General features: G+C 69.8%; 13 protein-coding genes. 3 read left to right on the forward strand and 10 right to left on the reverse strand.

The window, feature by feature from the left end:
• Positions 1–8: 8 nt before the first annotated feature.
• The 5 genes from ACFY6S_RS17725 to ACFY6S_RS17745 all read right to left on the reverse strand — a co-directional run bounded on the left by ACFY6S_RS17725 (position 9) and on the right by ACFY6S_RS17745 (position 6,563).
• Entirely contained in the window at positions 9–1,505 is a 1,497-nt protein-coding gene (locus ACFY6S_RS17725; RefSeq protein ID WP_388817528.1) for a S1 family peptidase, read from the reverse strand.
• Between the two features lie 184 nt (positions 1,506–1,689).
• A complete protein-coding gene (locus tag ACFY6S_RS17730; protein ID WP_388817532.1) occupies positions 1,690–2,256 on the reverse strand; it encodes a flavoprotein in 567 nt (188 codons plus the stop codon).
• 575 nt (positions 2,257–2,831) lie between these two features.
• Positions 2,832–3,332 (reverse strand): SSI family serine proteinase inhibitor, encoded by a 501-nt coding sequence (locus tag ACFY6S_RS17735; RefSeq protein WP_388817536.1) that lies wholly within the window; start codon positions 3,330–3,332, stop codon positions 2,832–2,834.
• 223 nt (positions 3,333–3,555) lie between these two features.
• Complete coding sequence (locus ACFY6S_RS17740; RefSeq protein WP_388817539.1) at positions 3,556–4,233, reverse strand: hypothetical protein; 678 nt, start codon at positions 4,231–4,233, stop codon at positions 3,556–3,558.
• 494 nt (positions 4,234–4,727) lie between these two features.
• On the reverse strand, positions 4,728–6,563 hold the full coding sequence (locus tag ACFY6S_RS17745) for a glycoside hydrolase family 9 protein (RefSeq protein ID WP_388817542.1): 1,836 nt from the start codon (positions 6,561–6,563) through the stop codon (positions 4,728–4,730).
• Positions 6,564–7,101: 538 nt separating this feature from the next.
• On the opposite strand from ACFY6S_RS17745, the gene ACFY6S_RS17750 reads away from it, so the two are divergent.
• The 3 genes from ACFY6S_RS17750 to ACFY6S_RS17760 all read left to right on the forward strand — a co-directional run bounded on the left by ACFY6S_RS17750 (position 7,102) and on the right by ACFY6S_RS17760 (position 10,969).
• Positions 7,102–7,563 (forward strand): hypothetical protein, encoded by a 462-nt coding sequence (locus tag ACFY6S_RS17750; RefSeq protein ID WP_388817545.1) that lies wholly within the window; start codon positions 7,102–7,104, stop codon positions 7,561–7,563.
• A gap of 65 nt (positions 7,564–7,628) precedes the next feature.
• Complete coding sequence (locus ACFY6S_RS17755; RefSeq protein ID WP_388817548.1) at positions 7,629–9,923, forward strand: hypothetical protein; 2,295 nt, start codon at positions 7,629–7,631, stop codon at positions 9,921–9,923.
• A gap of 44 nt (positions 9,924–9,967) precedes the next feature.
• Positions 9,968–10,969 (forward strand): hypothetical protein, encoded by a 1,002-nt coding sequence (locus tag ACFY6S_RS17760; protein WP_388817551.1) that lies wholly within the window; start codon positions 9,968–9,970, stop codon positions 10,967–10,969.
• A 38-nt stretch (positions 10,970–11,007) separates the two neighbouring features.
• Here ACFY6S_RS17760 and ACFY6S_RS17765 read toward each other — a convergent pair whose 3' ends face one another.
• From ACFY6S_RS17765 to ACFY6S_RS17785, 5 genes are all read right to left on the reverse strand, one after another.
• Entirely contained in the window at positions 11,008–11,955 is a 948-nt protein-coding gene (locus tag ACFY6S_RS17765; RefSeq protein ID WP_388817554.1) for a helix-turn-helix domain-containing protein, read from the reverse strand.
• A 651-nt stretch (positions 11,956–12,606) separates the two neighbouring features.
• On the reverse strand, positions 12,607–14,016 hold the full coding sequence (locus ACFY6S_RS17770; protein WP_388817557.1) for a PTS ascorbate transporter subunit IIC: 1,410 nt from the start codon (positions 14,014–14,016) through the stop codon (positions 12,607–12,609).
• Between the two features lie 250 nt (positions 14,017–14,266).
• Positions 14,267–14,548 carry a PTS sugar transporter subunit IIB gene (locus ACFY6S_RS17775; RefSeq protein WP_388817560.1) on the reverse strand — a complete coding sequence of 94 codons (282 nt, stop codon included), beginning with the start codon at positions 14,546–14,548 and terminating at the stop codon, positions 14,267–14,269.
• Positions 14,545–15,003, reverse strand: a complete 459-nt coding sequence (locus tag ACFY6S_RS17780; RefSeq protein ID WP_388817563.1) for a PTS sugar transporter subunit IIA — start codon at positions 15,001–15,003, stop codon at positions 14,545–14,547. The genes ACFY6S_RS17775 and ACFY6S_RS17780 overlap by 4 nt, the downstream gene beginning before the upstream one ends.
• A gap of 89 nt (positions 15,004–15,092) precedes the next feature.
• Positions 15,093–15,821: a GntR family transcriptional regulator gene (locus ACFY6S_RS17785; protein ID WP_388817566.1), complete on the reverse strand. Its 729-nt coding sequence runs from the start codon at positions 15,819–15,821 to the stop codon at positions 15,093–15,095.
• Positions 15,822–16,045: the final 224 nt, after the last annotated feature.

The raw sequence follows: 16,045 nt of genomic DNA on the forward strand, positions 1-16,045 counted from the left end.
GACGGCCGTCAGCTCCAACTCTGGGAGTACTGGCTGCGATAGCTGCTGCGGCCGGCCCGCTCGGACAGGATCCAGTGGGCGGTCATCAGCAGGAGCAGACTGGCGGCGATGATTCCGAGGCCCGGCACGAGGGACGCGAAGTCCACGATCCCGGTGACCGTCGCCTCGCCGGTCCCGCCCGGCGTGGCCTCCTCGTCGGCGGGCGGGAGTACGACCTGAGCGCCGTCCGGCTCCGAGGCGGCCGGAGCGGTGGCGTCGGCGGGGGTGTCTGCGGTCTCGGCGTCGCCCCCGCCCGCGTCCCGCCCGCCCGCGTCGCCCCCGCCCGCGTCGTCCACGAGAAGGCGCACCCCGAGTGCCGAGAGCGCGCTGGTCATCGGCTGGAAGAACGTGACGCCGCCGGACGCGCAGTCGCCCGTACCGCCCGAGGTCACCCCCAGCGCGATCCCCTGCGCGAGCAACGGGCCGCCGCTGTCGCCGGGTTCGGCGCACACCGTGGTCTGGATCAGGCCGGTGACCGAGCCCTCGCGGTAGTTGACGGTCGCGTTCAGCGCGGTCACCCGCCCGGTCTGCAGGCCCGTCGTGCTGCCGCTGCGGAAGACCTGCTGGCCCACGAGGGGGTCGGCCACCCCGGTGATCCGCACTCCCTGCCCGCCGCCGATGTCCACCACGGCGGGCCCGCGCCCGTCGCCCGAACCGGGCTCTGCCCCACCCCCCTCGTACCGTACGAGGGAGTAGTCGTCCCCGGGGAAGCTGCGCTCGACCGTGGTGCCGATCTGGCCGCCGCGCCGCCCGTCCTGGAACCAGGTGGTGCCCACGGGGCCGCAGTGTCCGGCGGTGAGGATGAAGTCCTCCCGACCATCGGTCACGTTGAACCCGGCGGAGCAGCGGCCACCGCCGTTGAAGATCGGGGACGCGCCGTCCAGCCGCGTGGTGAAGGAGCCCTCGGTCCGCTCCATACGGACCGGGCCGCCGAGGGACCGGGCGACCCCGGACAGCCGGGACCAGTCGGCGGCGGAGACGGAACTGTCGGCGCGCACCACGACCTGATTGGTCGCGTAGTCCACCGCCCACGCGGTGCCGGGCACCCGGGGTGCCTCGCGCAGGGTCTCGCTCGCCGCGCGTAATTCGCCCATGTTGTAGCGCATGACCTCGGCCCGCGCCCCCGCACGCCGCACCTCGGCCGCCGCGTCCTCGTCGGTCACCGCGACGACCGGCCGCCCGTCACCCGCGATCCAGGTGCCCGCCGTACGGGAGGCGCCGAGCCGCGCGACCAGGCGCGCGCCCAGCCCGGCGGAGTCCGAGCCGGAGCCAGAACCCGAGCCGGAGCCGGAGCCGGAGCCGGAACCCGAGTCGGAGTCGGAGTCGGAGTCGGAGCCGGAAGCTGACGCTGAGGCCGAGGCGCCGCCCGCACCGCCCGCCGCCGGGCCGTCCGGCTCCCCGGCGACGGCGTTCGAGACCATCAGACCGCCGCAGATCAGCCCGCCCACGGCCGCGAGCCGAGCCATCCGCCGGAAGGTGCGTCGTGCGTGCCTCACGCGTGGCCCCCAATGCCGTACCGATACGAGGTCACCAGCCATGGGGCGCCCGGATCGGCGAGCGCCCCACCTGAGTACGTACGTACGGACGGACCGCGCGGTTCAGCGTGCCGCGTGCCACGTGCCACCGCCATGCCCCGCCGGGCCCCACCCCTCAGCGGATCGCGCCGTCCAGCGGCAGCAGCTCCAGCGCCTCCTCCCAACGGAACCCGGCGGCACCGCCGTTCGTCCCGGCCGGATGCGGCTCGTGCGAGCCGATCCGCACGCCCATCCCGCGCAGCCTGTCGAGGCTCTCGCGGTACGCGGGGTGGGCGGCCTGGGCCGCGTTCAGATACGGCAGTACGGCGATGGGGACGCCGAGTCCGTACGCCTCGCAGAGGACGCCGAGCGCGAGAGTGTCCGAGATCCCGGCCGCCCACTTGTTGATGGTGTTGAAGGTCCCCGGGGCGACCGCGATGGCGTCCGGCGGCGGAAGCGGACGGGGCTCACCGGGCAGCCGCCAGGCCGAACGGACAGGATGGCCCGTCAGCGACTCGACGGCGGCGCGGTCGATGAAGCCGAGGGCCTGCGGCGTGGCGACGACGCCGACCTCCCGACCCTGGGCCTGGGCGGCGGCGATGAGGGTGGGGACGCCGGGAGCGACGCCGGAGGCGCACACGACGACGTACAGGAACGGCTTACCGGCCCGGTGCCCGCCCTGCTGTCCGGTCTGGTCAGTCATACGAGGTCTCCCACCGTCGTCGTCGGCGCACGCGTTCGCCGGATCATCCGGAGCACATCAGGTGATGCCGGGCGCCACTCACTCGATCATCACTGATGGAACATGGAAACCTTCACTCCACGCCCACGTGGCCCACTACCCTCCACTCTGTCGCAACTCCCTTCTTCTGGGCATCAGTTGGCCCTCCCGGCCCAAAGCCTCCTGGCGACCCCCCGGATGCCCTGTGTGCTCAGGAAGTTCACAGCTTCCCGATTCCGATCACGGATCCGCGTACGCCCGTCGGCGGCGCTGGAGACGGACTGCGTATGCCGGAGACGAGCGGTGCCGACCCCACTCGGCCCATGGAGCACGAACCCCCGAGCACACTGAGCGCCCCGCACACACCGCCGCCCCCTCGGACAACCTCACGCCGGCCAGGCCGCCGCGCCCCTGTCCGCCCTGCCCCGGCCTCCCCGGCACCGCGACTTCCAGCTCTGGCCGGACCCGTACCAGCGCTCCCCCGCTCCACCAGGCGGACACGGCCTTCCGCCTGGTCAAGGGCTGAGCGACAGCCGGAAGGGCGCTGCTCGGACTCCCTACGCGCCGCCACCGAGCAGCCGCCAGCCGCTGCCCGCCGGGGCTCCCGGGCGGGAGAACGGGGTGGGGAGGAGGGGCTTGAAGCGGTCCCAGCGGGAGACCTCGCAGCCGTTGGTGCGCGTGAAGCGCGCGTCCACGGCGCGCGCCGCCCAGACGCCCGTCACCCGCGCGGTGGCAGGACCGCCGTCCTCGGCGGTGCACTTGGCGAGGGTCTGCGGGGGCGCGAAGGTGTCCTGGCCCCACTTCGTCATCCCGTCCAGGGCCTCGCACGCCTCCTGCACGGCCCGGTGGTCGCCCCCGCCCGGGTGGCAGTACAGCTCGAAGGTCCCGTTTGTACGGGCGGAGCCGGAGTGGGCGACGGTCACGGTGAGGTGATCCACGGGAGCCGGCGCGGGGGCGGAAGCCGGGGCCGGCTCGGGGGCCGGGGCCGGGGCCGCCGCCGCGACGGGTGCGGTGACGGCCAGGAGCAGGGCGGCGACGAGGGTGGTGCGTACGGGCATGGTGTCTCCCAGAAACATGGTGCCTCGCGAAGGACGCGGTGGGCCGATGCCTACAGGACACCCCACCCCCGTCCCCCTCGCCCCTCACGACCGCCCTCTTCACCCGAACGAGGGCGCACGCCCCGCCCCTCGGGCGGCGGAGGAGCAGACGACGTGAGGGCCGGACGGCCCCCAGGCTGCCGGGCCGGTTCCGATACCCGTACCGGAACCGGCCCGGCAGCCGTCACACCAGCAGGAAGGCCACCGACGTCGCCGCCCCCAGGCCCGCACCGGCGACCGTCTGCGCGACGGTGTGATAGGTCAGCGCCACCCGCGACCAGCACACGGCCAGCGTCATCCCGTACCCCAGCAGCCACCACGGCGAGTGCGCCGAGGCCAGCAGCGCCACGACCGCCGAGGCGACGGCGGCGTCCACCGAGATCTTCCACACGGTGTTGACGGCCAGGAGGACGACGGTCATGGCCCACAGGCCGAGCATCGCGACGAGGATGCCGGCCGGGGCGTCGCCGAGGACCATCACCAGGGAGCCCACCCCGATGGAGCCGAGGATGACGAAGAAGATCGGCGCGCGCTTCGTACGGTCGACGACATGCCGGTCGCCCCAGGTGCCGCGCTTGCGCTCCCACTCGATGTAGCCGGCCGGGACGATCCCGGCGCACAGCGCGGCGAGCAGCCCCCACGGAAGTCCGGTCCAATCACCCGCCGCCGCCAGACCGATGGCGACCATGCCGACCAGCAGGACGTTACGGGGCTGGAGGACATCGGTGACGGTACGGGCGACGGTGGTGGTGCGGCTCGGCGCGTTCGCCACGGTGTCCGCACTCGTACCCGCGCTCGTACCCGTACCCGTGCTCGCGCCTGTTTCCGGCCCTGTTCCCGGTGCTGCCATGGGGGTGCTCATGCTGTTCTCTCCCTGGACGACGTCATGGGCGCGGACTCGGTGTTCCGTCAACGGGGTCGCCATCCACGCGGGGGCCCGATCCCACCGGACCCGCCCAAGTGCGGTCTCGTTCGAGCTACCGAACTTGCGCACACACGCTGCGTCACCGTCAACTCGAACAGCGCGAGCACGGGGCCACGCGGGGAGCCCCTTGCTCGCGCTCGTGCTCGCGAGAGCTACCTGCGGAAATGGCGCGGGAGCGGCTTCGGCGAAGGGGCGTAGCCCTTCGCGACGGGGGATGCACGAAGGGCTACCCCTGCATTATGACACCTTGTCAGCCGTGCCCGAAAGCCAAGTCCACTCTTCGGTCCGATTGTTCGATACGGATGGCCAGAAAAGCTCGAACGGCAGGACCATGACCCGGGAGCCGGAACAGCGCCTGCGGCAGGCAGAAGGGCGAGAGCCGGCGCCCGCGAGGAGCGCCGGCCTTCGGATTCACTCGTCCAGGACAGCCCTTAGGGCCGCTCCGCCGCGAATTGGGTCAGCCATGCCAGTGGCGCGTTCCAGTTGATGGCCACTTCATTGGTCGAGTACGACTCGATGTCGTCGATGTAGCAGGCGGCGGGCGCGCAGCCGGGCAGCCGCTCCGCCGCCACCGGGTCCTGGAGTCCGGAGTTGGGGCCACCGGCGAGTGAACCGGCGGGCGGGGTCGGGAGTGTGGCGTCGGCCTGGTGCGCCCAGAAGCGGTGGTGCTGGTTGTGGGACGACAGCACGCCGTATCCGCTGATGTAGGACTGGCCCAGGGCATTGCGGCCGAGCAGATAGTCCAGGGACTCCACCGCCCCGGCCCGGTAGCGCTGTTGACCCGTCAGCCCGTAGGCCGTGGCCATCACGACGGCGTTGTTGCCGACCTGGCCGTTGGAGCCCCATACGTACGCGGCGGCGGGGAGCGGCACCGCGTAGCCCTGGCCGGACATGGCGTTCAGGTACCCGTCCGCCGCCGTGGTCACCGAGGTCCGCAGCCGGGCGGTGTCGGCGGCGGGCAGACCGGTGGGCACGGTGGCGAGGGTGAGCCGGCCGAGCGCGGCGGTCTCGGCCCAGTTGAAACCGGCGGCGGGGAAGGCACCGGTGGAGGTGTGCCAGGGGGAGGTGGTGACGGCCTCGCGGTACGCGCTCTCGCCGGTGGTGGCATACAGCTCGGCCGCCGCCCAGTAGAAGTCGTCGCCGACCGTGGGGTCCGCGTACGCGCCGCCCCCGGTGCCGTCGGCGTCCGTGGCGATCAGCCCGGGGTTGGCCTTCGCCGCCGTCCAGGCGCGCCGGGCGGAGTCCAGGCAGCGGGCGGCGAACGCGGCGTCGTAGCGGGCGTAGACCCGGGCGCACTGGGCGGCGGTGGCCGCGAGGTTGAGGGTCGCGGCGGTCGAGGGCCGGTGCAGCTCGCGCTGTTCGGCGTCGCGCTCGGGCCGGGTGGGCAGCGCGGTCCAGTTCGCGTCGTGCATCTTGTGGAACGCGGTCCCGGCCAGCGGCTTGCCCCGGGGGACCTGCATCCGCATCAGGAACTCCAGTTCCCAGCGCGCCTCGTCCAGCACATCGGGCACTCCGTTGCCGCGCTCGGGGATGCGCAGGGTCGAGTCGCCGAGGGCGGCGTCCGTGCCCTTCGCCTTGGCGCGCTCGAACGAATTGACCAGCAGCCACGTGGAGACACCGCCGTTGACGACGTACTTGCCGTGGTCCCCCGCGTCGTACCAGCCGCCCCGGACATCGCGGCTGTAGTCGCAGACCCCGCTCTGGCAGGGCACGACGGTGTCACCCTTGTTCGGCGCAACCCCGAGGTGACCGGCGGGCCGGGCGTACGCGGCGCCCGCGAGCGACGCCTCGATCGGTATTCCGCTGCGCTGCTGGTAGAAGAAGGACATGACGTCCGACCGCAGCCCGGCGTAGAGCCCGGCCGCTATCGAGAACGGATGGCTGCTCCGCCCCTCGACGACCACGGTGTAGCCGGAACCGGCGCCCCGGTACGAGGTGAAGTCGGCTCGGTGCGTCGACTCCCCGGACGCGGCGTCGGCGCCGTGCACGACGGTGGCCCCGGAGGCGACGACGGCGCCGGCCGCGTTCTTCAGCTGCCAGGGCAGCGGCGCGGTGTCGGTGCTGACGACGGTGGCGCGCTTGGGCCCGTCCGGAAGGTAGCCGAGCTGATTGGCGCGCACGGCGGTCGTCCCGGCGAAGGCCCCCGTGGAGACCCCGGCGTGGCTCTCGGGGGTGGATGCGGGGGTGGATGCGGGGACGGATACGGGGGTGGTGGCCAGCCCGGCGACCAGCAGGGCGGCTGACAAGGCGGATACGAGTGCGGGCATGTGGGGTGCCTTTCGCGGTCGTGGTGCCTCAACATATGGGAGCGCTCCCAGCGAGGGGGAGAATCGCAGCCGCACGTCACCGGGTCAATGGCCGCGGCAACAGGAACGCCCCGAGGGCCACAGGGGCGGCCGGCCTGTCCACCGCACCGGCCGGCCTGTCCGCCGCGCCGGGCGGGCGGTCTGTCCACCGCACCGGGCGGGCGGTCTGTCCACCGCACCGGGCGGGCGGTCTGTCCACCGCACCGGGCGGACCGACCGCTGCCGACGGACCGCTGCCGACAGACCGCTGCCGACGCGCGGACGCGGAAGCCTTTCCTCTCGGCTCCGACCCCCTTCCCCCTCGGCGCGGGCCCCTTTCCCCCTCGGCGCGGGCCCCTTTCCCGCCGGCGCTGGACCCCGCATCCGCTCGCCGGCAGGCGCCGCGAGCTGGGGAATGCCTCGCCCATGCCCTGCCCAATGGCAATGGCGGCCCCGCGCGCGCGATATCGGCCGTGGCAGACTGAATCCGCAGGTGGATAGATCAACGGGGAGTCAAAACATGAGCTTTGCAGAGGAATGGGCCCAACTACGCGCCGACGCCGCACAACGCCGCACGGACGATTCCATCCGTATGGCGCTCAACAGCGCGGACGGGAATCCTCCGTCGCCCCTCCTGTCGGGTGGCGGATCCTCGGATCTGGTCTCGACTCCGGCCGAGAAGCGGGCCGCGGCGAGCGCCATCAGGGACACCCTGCTGGGCGAGACGAAGAGCGCCGGTGACTGGGCGCACGAGGGGACCGAGAAGGCCGTCTCCGGCTTCACCGGCTGGGACACCGGCGCCGGCCTCAAGACCGTGCAGAAGACCTGGGAGAGCCAGGTCAAGACGCTGACGGACCGCCTCCAGGGCGAGGAGGGCAAACTGCTCAGCGCGGCCGGCGACCTCCAGGGGGCCGACCTCCAGGGCAGAAGCTCGTTCTCGGGCATCAACGTGAAATCTCCGTTCGACGACTATTCGAGGTAAGTGCGCCCCCGCACACCGCGAATGAAGACGTACGCCCCAGGCCCGTTCCTCGCAGGAGATTTCGCATGCTCAGCTACTACGACGTCATGACCATGGACTACAGCCACCTCACCAAGGCCGCCGCCAAGTGGGACGAAATGGCGGGCGAGTTCAAAAAGGTCGAAGAGAAATACCGGGACAGCGTCCAGAAGATCACCATGGGGCCGAACTGGATCGGCGAGAGCGCGATCGCGGCCCACACCAACTTCGCCGCCACCCGCTACGAGTACAAGGCGGCACAGACGCAGGCCAAGGCCACCGCCTCCCTCCTGCGCGACGCCCATACGCAGTTCCTCGACCTGAAGAAGAAAGTCGAAGCCGCCCGCGACGACGCCATAGCCGCCGGCATGAAGGTCTCCGAACAGGGCTCCGTCACGCTCGACCAGTCCAAGCTCACCGAAGGCGCCCGCAACGCCCTCCGGCACGACCCCGACTACATGTCGTCCACGAGGAAGGCGGAACAGAGCTGGGTCGAGCACATCAAGGCAGCGGTGAAAGCGGTCGTCGACCACGACCAGGGCGTCAAGCTGGCCCTCGAAGCAGTGGTCGTGGACTCCATAGGCGACAAGAACGACGAGACGCTGGGCACCGGCTTCAACAACCACGCCAACGGCGACATCGAGCACTACGAGGCCGAGAACACGGCCGACATCGCCACACGCCTCAACAACGGCGAAAAGGTGTCCGCGGCCGAACTCGCCGAACTCCAGCGCTCCTTCCGGGACAACGCGGACAACAAGGCGTTCTCCCAGACCTTCCTCAACAGCATGGGCGCCGATGGCGTCATCAAGTTCACCAACACCTTGAACGACCACGCCTACGGGTCCGACAAGAAGCACAAGTCCCAATATCTCGACATCCAGACCGGCATGGCCAACACGGTGGCCAGGGCCACCAGGGTCCCGGGCAATGTCGCCGGTATGCCTCCCGGCTCGGCCGCGTTCAAGAAATGGGAGGCGAGTTCCGACGGGAAGTTCTACCGGGAGTGGATGCAGGAACTCGACAAGACCGGCACCAAGAACTACGGCTCGAACACTCAGCCCCTGTACGGATACCAGTCATTCGTCGGCATGATGCAGCAGGCCGACGTGAAGTACGACGATCAGTTCCTCTACGATCTCGGCGACGACCTCATCGCGGCGGAGAAGAAGCACCCCGGGATATTCACCCAGGTGGGCGCCCCGCACCATGGCGTACGATCCGACGCCATCGACGGCCTCCTCGACGTCATGAGCAAGAACCCGGACGCCGCCACCGCCTTCTTCGACCCCGCCTCGGGACCGGACCGGCCCGGTAGCGAGAGCAACAACGATCACCTCAAGTACCTCGCAGGACACGGCGACAACACCCGCGACTGGCCGAATATCTACGTATCGGGCACCACCTTCGACGACCCGTTGAGCCGGATGGGACTGGGCGTCGCCCTCGAAGCCGCGGCCACCGGCCAGCCGCCGCTGAAGCCGGGACAGGACCCGTGGCCCGCCATGCCGCACACGGAATCCCAGGCGCGCGTCATGCACGGTCTGATCGGAGAGCTGGGCCCCGGGCCGGGAGAGGGAACCGACGCGTCCATACACCAGAATCTCAGGGGGCCGGTCTCCCACGCCCTCGCCCAATACACGGCCGACACCCATGAAATCCTGGGCGGCGTGTCCGCGGATTATGTCACCAGTTCGGTCGGCGACGGCTTTTTCAAGGACGAAGACGGTGTCCACATGTCCGTCAAGAAGGATCAGCTGATCCAGGTCATGCGCGGGCTGTCCGAGGACCCGGACGCCTACGGGACGCTGCACAAGGCGGAATCCCGCTACATAGACATGGAGATGCAGAAGATCCCCGACGGCGCGATAAATTTCGAGAACTCAGGAACCCTGGGGAAGTCCGGAGCCGCTCTCGGAACATACTCGGCGATCAGGGAAGACGTCATCAACAGCGAAAGGATGGACGCCTACTCGTCAGCGGACTGGAAGTCCAAGGTCGCCTACCACGTGATCGGCGGCGCGGTGGCGCCGATCACCATCCCCACGGCCGCGGGCGGGGGATTCGTGGTCGGCGAGCTGCTTCAGAGGGGCGTCGACACCTGGGCCTGGGAGTGGGGCAATTCGATGAAGGCCGACGCCGACAATGTGGCGAATGCCCAGATCGCGGACGTGTATCTCAAGGCGGAGAACCAGACGCCCATCATGACTCAGCAGTGGGCAGCGGACCGCACCGACATAGACATCAACACAAAGGCAGGAAAGGACCGGCTCGAATCGCTCACCAATGTGATTCTGGACGGCCAGACCCGAGGCTCGGACAGTGCGTCGAAGTACCTCTGACCCGGCGGGCATTTCGAAGACTGCCTCACTAGGAGTTGAAAACAGTGTCCAATGAAGATTCGTCGCGGTCCTCGCGCTTCCGTACGATAGGGATCGTCGCGGCAGGAGCAGTCGTGGTCGGCGGGCTCGGCGTCTGGCTCCTCACGGGTCAGGAGGGGGACAAGGATTCCTGTGCTGGGCTCGTCAAGGACAAGAGGCTCCACCAAGTCGTCGACGCGGAGCCCCAGAAGCCTGCCACCTGTGCGGAACTCGGGACAGCCATCAAGAAGGCGACGACCGGCACGAGTCCCGGGCAGCACAGCCTGAAGCAGGCCCAGGCGCTGAAGGACACGCTGCTCGCCACCGCCGACCACCTGGAGAAGAACGAGCGGCAGCTGCCCGCCGGGCTCAGGCTGCCGCTTGCCGAGGCGCTCGCGGACTACGCGGGCGACACCCATGTGATCGTCGGCACCGGCACGGCGGAGTACGTCACCAACGGGAGCCCGTCCGAGGGGCCCTGGAAAGACGACTCCGGTGTCCACGTGTCCGTCTACAAGGACACGCTCCTTCCGGTGCTGCGCTCCGTCTCCGAAGATCCGCACGCATACGCCTTCCTCCGCACGGCCGAGACCCGCCGCGCGGCGGAATCCCTCTCCGCGATACCGCGCGACGCCATCAAGAACAACCTGAAGTCCGCCCCCGTATCCAATGCCAGGGCACTGGCCGCCCTGGACGCTGTGGCGGACGCGGTCTCGGACGCGCGCTCGACCGAAGAAGCGGAGAAATGGCAGAAGGCCGTGGTGGACACCCTGACGAACAAGGCCGCCAAGGCTCCGGCCTTCAAGGAGGACCCGGTCGGCCATATGGTCGCCGCATGGGCCACCAAGCTCAGCGCCACCGCCGCGCCTCAGCGATTCCCCTATCTCCACGAGGAGGGAGTTGAGATGGCCGGGATCTGGGCGCAGGCACAGGGAGTGGATGACGAGACCAGCGCCAAGCTGCTGTCGAACTGCCGCAAGGGCGCCGAGACGGGCTATGGAACGACCTCCGACGACCTCAAAAGCTGAGCGGCTGAGGAGGTGAGCGGCTGACCTGCGAGGTGCGGTCAGCTGTCGGGCGGGACCGGAGGAACGCGCCCCGGCGCTTCGGCCAGGCAGGCGCGGCAGTTGCCCGGTTCCGGGGCGCGGAAGGCGTGGTCGCAGCGGTCGCAGTTCTGGAGCGGGTCCACGCGCCGTGGGGTGGCCAAGGCGGGGAGCGGCGGGGGCAGTTGGTCGGTGAGGCGGTGGGCCAGGAGTCCGGCCGGGCGGCGGATGTCCCCCTCCGGCAGCAGGGTCGTCAGGGCGCGTTGTACGGCGACGGGCTCAACTCCCCTTTCCAGCCAGGCGGATACGGCGGTTGCCAGGCGGCGCACGTCTCCGGCGGAGAGCAGCAGGCGCGGGTCGTGGCGGCGTAGGCCGGCCAGGATCTCGACGGCGGTGCGGTGGCGGCCGAGATCCGGGTGGTCGGGTTCCGGCAGAGGCGGCGCGGGGGCCCGTACCGGCGCCACCTCTGCCCGTGGCGCGGCAGCCACTTCCGGTGGCCCGGCGGCCACTTCCCGCGCGGGCGCCCTGTCCCGTACGGGAGCGACCGACCGTTGTGCCGGGGCGACGGGTCCCTGTACGGGGGCCACTTCCCGCGCGGGCGCCCTGTCCCGTACGGGAGCGACCGGTCGTTGTGCCGGGGCGACCGGTCGCTGTACGGGGGTTCCCGGCGCCTGCCGCGTCGGGGCGGCGGCTTCGTCCCCTGCGGCCCGCTCCCGTGCGGCCCGCTCCCGTAACCGTGGCATGTCGTACGCGACCGTCCTCGTCACCCAACGGCCGCCCGCGACCAGGACTTTCTTCCGGCTGAGATAGCCGTAGGTCTCCAGCTCCCGCAGGGCTTTGGCGATGGCCACCTCGCCTTCGGCGAAGCGCTCGGCGAGTGTCTTGATGCCGATCTTCACACCGTCGGGCAGCGACTGGATGTACAGGCCGAGGCCCCGCGCGGTGAGCGACAGGTTCCGGTGCTGGGCCAAGTGGTTGCCGACGACGGTGAAGCGGTCTGTGTGGCGGTGGCGTTCGTGCTGAACTCCGGAAGAAGGACCGGAAGAAGGACCGCAGGAAGGACCCGAAGCGGGACCGGAGGAGGAACCGGAAGAGGGAATCGTCACCGGAATGTCGGACCGGGCGGACGCGGGCGCGTTAAGCTTCTCAAGAGCCATCGGGAAGGTCTGACTTCCTAGGTGGTCAGGCCCTCGATCGGGATTCGCAGTCCCGGCCGGGGGCCGTTACGCATATGCCAGTTGGCACAGCTTCTGTCGCTGAGCGTAACCCTCCCCCACCATCTCCTCCGACCAGATGTCGGCTCTTTCACCCGTGTGAGTTACCCAGCCGCGGATGACGGGTGGGATCGGGTGGGGAGGGTTCTTTGCCTCTGTTTCTTTGAATCCCCATTACGCCGCGCCCCGCCGGAACCCGGCCCCACCGGGTCCCGGAAACCCACGACCCGGTGTTCCCTCCTCCCGGCACGCGAAAGCGGGGGCCGGACGCGTTCACGTCCGACCCCCGCTCACCGGGCTTGCTCAACGGGCCTGCTCACCGGCCTTGCTCAACGGGCCTGCTCGACGAGCACTGCTCACCGGGCCCTGCTCACCGGGCCCGCTCAACGACCGGCCGAGGCCGCTCGCCTATCGGGCCACCGGCTGCTGCTGCTCCGCCTCCTGCTCGCCGGCCGGCTCCGCCGCCGCCTTGGCCGCCTCGCGGCGGGTGGCGAGGGTGCTGCCCGCGAAGAGGGCCACCAGGGAGGCGACGATCAGGACGATCACCGCCGTGTGGCCCCAGCGGGCCGCACCGCCCAGGAGGAAGCCGGAGACCCCGAAGTCGGCGTCGGAGAACGTCGAGTTGGCGAGGCCGACATCGCCCAGGAAGGGCAGGACGAGGAGCGGCAGGAAGGTGATCATCAGGCCGTTGGCCAGGGCACCGAGGACCGCGCCGCGACGGCCGCCGGTCGCGTTGCCGATGACGCCGGAGGCGGCGCCGGTCATGAAGTGGGCGACGATGCCGGGGATGATGATCGTGCCGCCGACGGCGACGAGGACGCCCATGCCGATCAGCCCGCCGACGAAGCTGGCGAGGAAGCCGATCAGCACCGCGTTCGGGGCGAAGGTGAAGACGATCGGGACATCGAGGGCGGGCTTGGCGTTGGGGACGAGCTTCTCCGAGATGCCCTTGAATGCGGGGATGATCTCGGCGAGGACGACACGCACACCGGCCAGGATGATGAACACACCCGCGGAGAACTTGCCGGCCTGCATGACCGCCCAGAGCAGGTACCACTGACCGCCGCTGAGCTTGTCCTCCACATAGCCGGGACCGGCCACCAGCGTCACGAGCAGGTAGATGATGCCCATCGACACGGCGATCACGACCGTGGTGTCGCGCAGGAAGCCGAGGTTCTTGGGGATCTTCAGGTCCTCGGTGGACTTCTTCGTGTCACCGACGAGCTTGCCGACCAGACCACTGGTCGCGATGCCGAAGTTGCCGGTGTGACCGAGCGCCACGTTGTCCTGCTTGGTGACCTTGCGCATCCACGGCTGCACCAGCGCGGGCGAGATCGTGGTGATCAGGCCCTGGGCGAGCGCGCCCCAGAGGATGGCCTGCCAGGTGCTGAAGCCGTTGGCGATGAGGATCACGGCGATCATCGCGGAGAGGTAGAGCGCCACATGGCCGGACATGTAGATGAACTTGAAGCGGGTGAAGCGCGCCAGCAGTACGTTGACGACCATCCCGAAGAAGAAGATCAGCGCGGCCTGCGAACCGTAGTCCGTCAGCACCTTGCCGACGATCGCCTCGTTGTTCGGGACGACGCCCTGCACACCGAAGGCGTGCTGGAACATGTCGCCGAACGGGGTCAGCGCGTCGGACACGACCCCCGCGCCGGCGGCCAGCACCAGGAAGCCGACGAACGCCTTGATGGTCCCCTTGAGCGTGTCGGAGAGGGACTTGCGCTGGAGTACGAGCCCCAGCAGCGCGATCAGTCCGATGATCACGGATGGCTCGCGGAAGATGTCCACGAAGGTATTGAGAACGCTGTTCACGGGATACGCCTCTCTGCGGTCACGACGGCGCTGTGGTGGCGCGGGCGTGTGTCTACGGGCACGACTGCGGGCAGGACGTCGGCGGGCAGGGGGTTCCGCTCCCCCGCCGGCGTCTCGGTCGGCCTCGTACAGCTAGCGCTGCGCGGAGGTTCGGACGCTGGGGCGGGTCAGGACGTTCCTTGAGGGTGGTGCGGTGGGGAGGGGGGTAATAAGCGGGGGTTCGCGCGCGCTCCTCGCGCCTGGTGCCTGATCAGAGCGCTCCGTGCCGTACGGCCGCGGCCTTGACCGCTTCGCGCAGCTCGTCCTTGTCGATGATGCTGTTCAGGACGACGACGTCACCGAGTCCGGTCGTCGCCTCCTCCAGGTCCTTCGCGACGAAGAAGACGTCCGCGCTCTCCGGACCCGCCGAGCTGATGTCGCAGTGCTCCACCGTGACATCCGGGAGCTGAAGCTCACGCACGATGTCCTCGATGTTCATCCGCACCATGAAACTGCTGCCGAGCCCGGTGCTGCACATGGCCAGGAACTTCATCGGTCCTCCTCGAATCGAGTGATCAACTTGGTGACATCGGCCGCGGAGGTCGCCGCGCGCAGGGCGTCGCGGGTCTCCGTGTCCGACAGAATGCGGGCGAGTGAGGACATCGCCTGGGTGTGCGCGGCGGCGTCGACCGCCGCGAAGCAGAAGTAGAGGTCGACGGCGTGCTCCGGCTGGTCGAGCAGCGGAGCGGGGGCCTCGGTGAGCCGCAGCATCGAGATGGCCGTGCGTACGGCACCGCTCTCGGGGCGGGCGTGGGCGAGCGCGATCCCGTAACCGAGGTCGATGTACGTGCCGCCCGCCGCGATCGATTCGATCATCGCGTCGACGTAGCCCGGGGTGATGTCACCGGCCGCGAGAAGCGGTTCCGCGACCTGGGTCACGGCCTGCCGCCAGGTCAGGCTGTCGCTGGAGAAACGTATCTTCTCCTCGGTCAGCAGTGCGCTGAGCATGTGGTCTCCGTAGGTGAGGGAGGAGGGGAGGTGGAGGGGCCGTGGGCCCGGGCCGTGGTCCTCGGGGAGCGGCCGTGGGTCGGGCCGGGCTATTCGGCGTCCGCGATGATGTCGAAGGACAGCTCCGCCGTCTCCGGCAGGAACTTCGACGTCCCGTGGATCACGGGTTTTCGGTTGAGGTCGAACACCCGCGACGTCGCGAGCAGCAGAGGTGATCCCCCCTCCACCCCCAGCAGCTCCGCTTCCCGGCGGTCGCACTCGTGCAGCCCGACGACGATCTCGTTCCGCGCGAGCAGGACATCGTGGTGCGCCCGCAGGTAGGCGTAGAGCGAGGTGGAGGAGAAGTCCGCGGTCAGCACGTCCTCGAACCGCTCCTCCTCCACGTAGGACTCGGCGAGGTGATGTACCTCACCGTTCACCCGGCGCAGCCGCTCCAGCCGGACGACGGAGGCGGCCGGGCTGATGTCGAGCGCGGCGGCGAGCCGCGCGCCCGCGCGCATCCGCTTCTGGATGAGCACTTCGGAGGTGACGGTGTGGCCCTGCCGGCTCATCTGGGTGAAGAAGCCGGTGACCTCGCTGACGAACCGCTCGCGGTGTTTCAGCGCGTAGCGGGGGCGGGTGACGAAGGTGCCCCGGCCGTGCTCGCGGATGAGGTGGCCGTCATTGACCAACTCCTCCACGGCCCGGCGCAGTGTGATGCGACTCACGGCGTACTCCTCGCAGAGCACCGCCTCCGGAGGGAGCTGTCCCCCCACGGGAAGACCGCTCACCCGGCGCAGCAGATGGTCGCGCACCTTGGCGTACTTGTGCTCGGCCATCCGTGGTCTCCTCATCGAGTCCTTGCGTCATCAAGACGTCATAATGACCAGAACCCCAGAAGACGTCAATAGGCAATTTCGGCGTAACACTCCGGACGCCTCAGCTGGCACGGATCGGGCTTTCAGGGATGAGTTACGTTGTCCAAAGTCATCATGACGACATGATCTCAGAGACGACATGATCCCCAAGGAGCTGCCGTGACCGCCGCCATACCGACACAGCC

Source organism: Streptomyces sp. NPDC012835 (assembly GCF_042900885.1).
GTDB lineage: Bacteria > Actinomycetota > Actinomycetes > Streptomycetales > Streptomycetaceae > Streptomyces.

Excerpts from the sequence above, each read along its gene's own strand:
- ACFY6S_RS17745 (WP_388817542.1), bottom strand. The coding sequence starts at position 6,563 with ATGCCCGCACTCGTATCCGCCTTGTCAGCCGCCCTGCTGGTCGCCGGG.
- ACFY6S_RS17780 (WP_388817563.1), bottom strand. The coding sequence starts at position 15,003 with ATGCTCAGCGCACTGCTGACCGAGGAGAAGATACGTTTCTCCAGCGAC.
- ACFY6S_RS17735 (WP_388817536.1), bottom strand. The coding sequence starts at position 3,332 with ATGCCCGTACGCACCACCCTCGTCGCCGCCCTGCTCCTGGCCGTCACC.
- ACFY6S_RS17755 (WP_388817548.1), top strand. The coding sequence starts at position 7,629 with ATGCTCAGCTACTACGACGTCATGACCATGGACTACAGCCACCTCACC.
- ACFY6S_RS17730 (WP_388817532.1), bottom strand. The coding sequence starts at position 2,256 with ATGACTGACCAGACCGGACAGCAGGGCGGGCACCGGGCCGGTAAGCCG.
- ACFY6S_RS17725 (WP_388817528.1), bottom strand. The coding sequence starts at position 1,505 with ATGGCTCGGCTCGCGGCCGTGGGCGGGCTGATCTGCGGCGGTCTGATG.
- ACFY6S_RS17750 (WP_388817545.1), top strand. The coding sequence starts at position 7,102 with ATGAGCTTTGCAGAGGAATGGGCCCAACTACGCGCCGACGCCGCACAA.
- ACFY6S_RS17740 (WP_388817539.1), bottom strand. The coding sequence starts at position 4,233 with ATGAGCACCCCCATGGCAGCACCGGGAACAGGGCCGGAAACAGGCGCG.
- ACFY6S_RS17775 (WP_388817560.1), bottom strand. The coding sequence starts at position 14,548 with ATGAAGTTCCTGGCCATGTGCAGCACCGGGCTCGGCAGCAGTTTCATG.
- ACFY6S_RS17785 (WP_388817566.1), bottom strand. The coding sequence starts at position 15,821 with ATGGCCGAGCACAAGTACGCCAAGGTGCGCGACCATCTGCTGCGCCGG.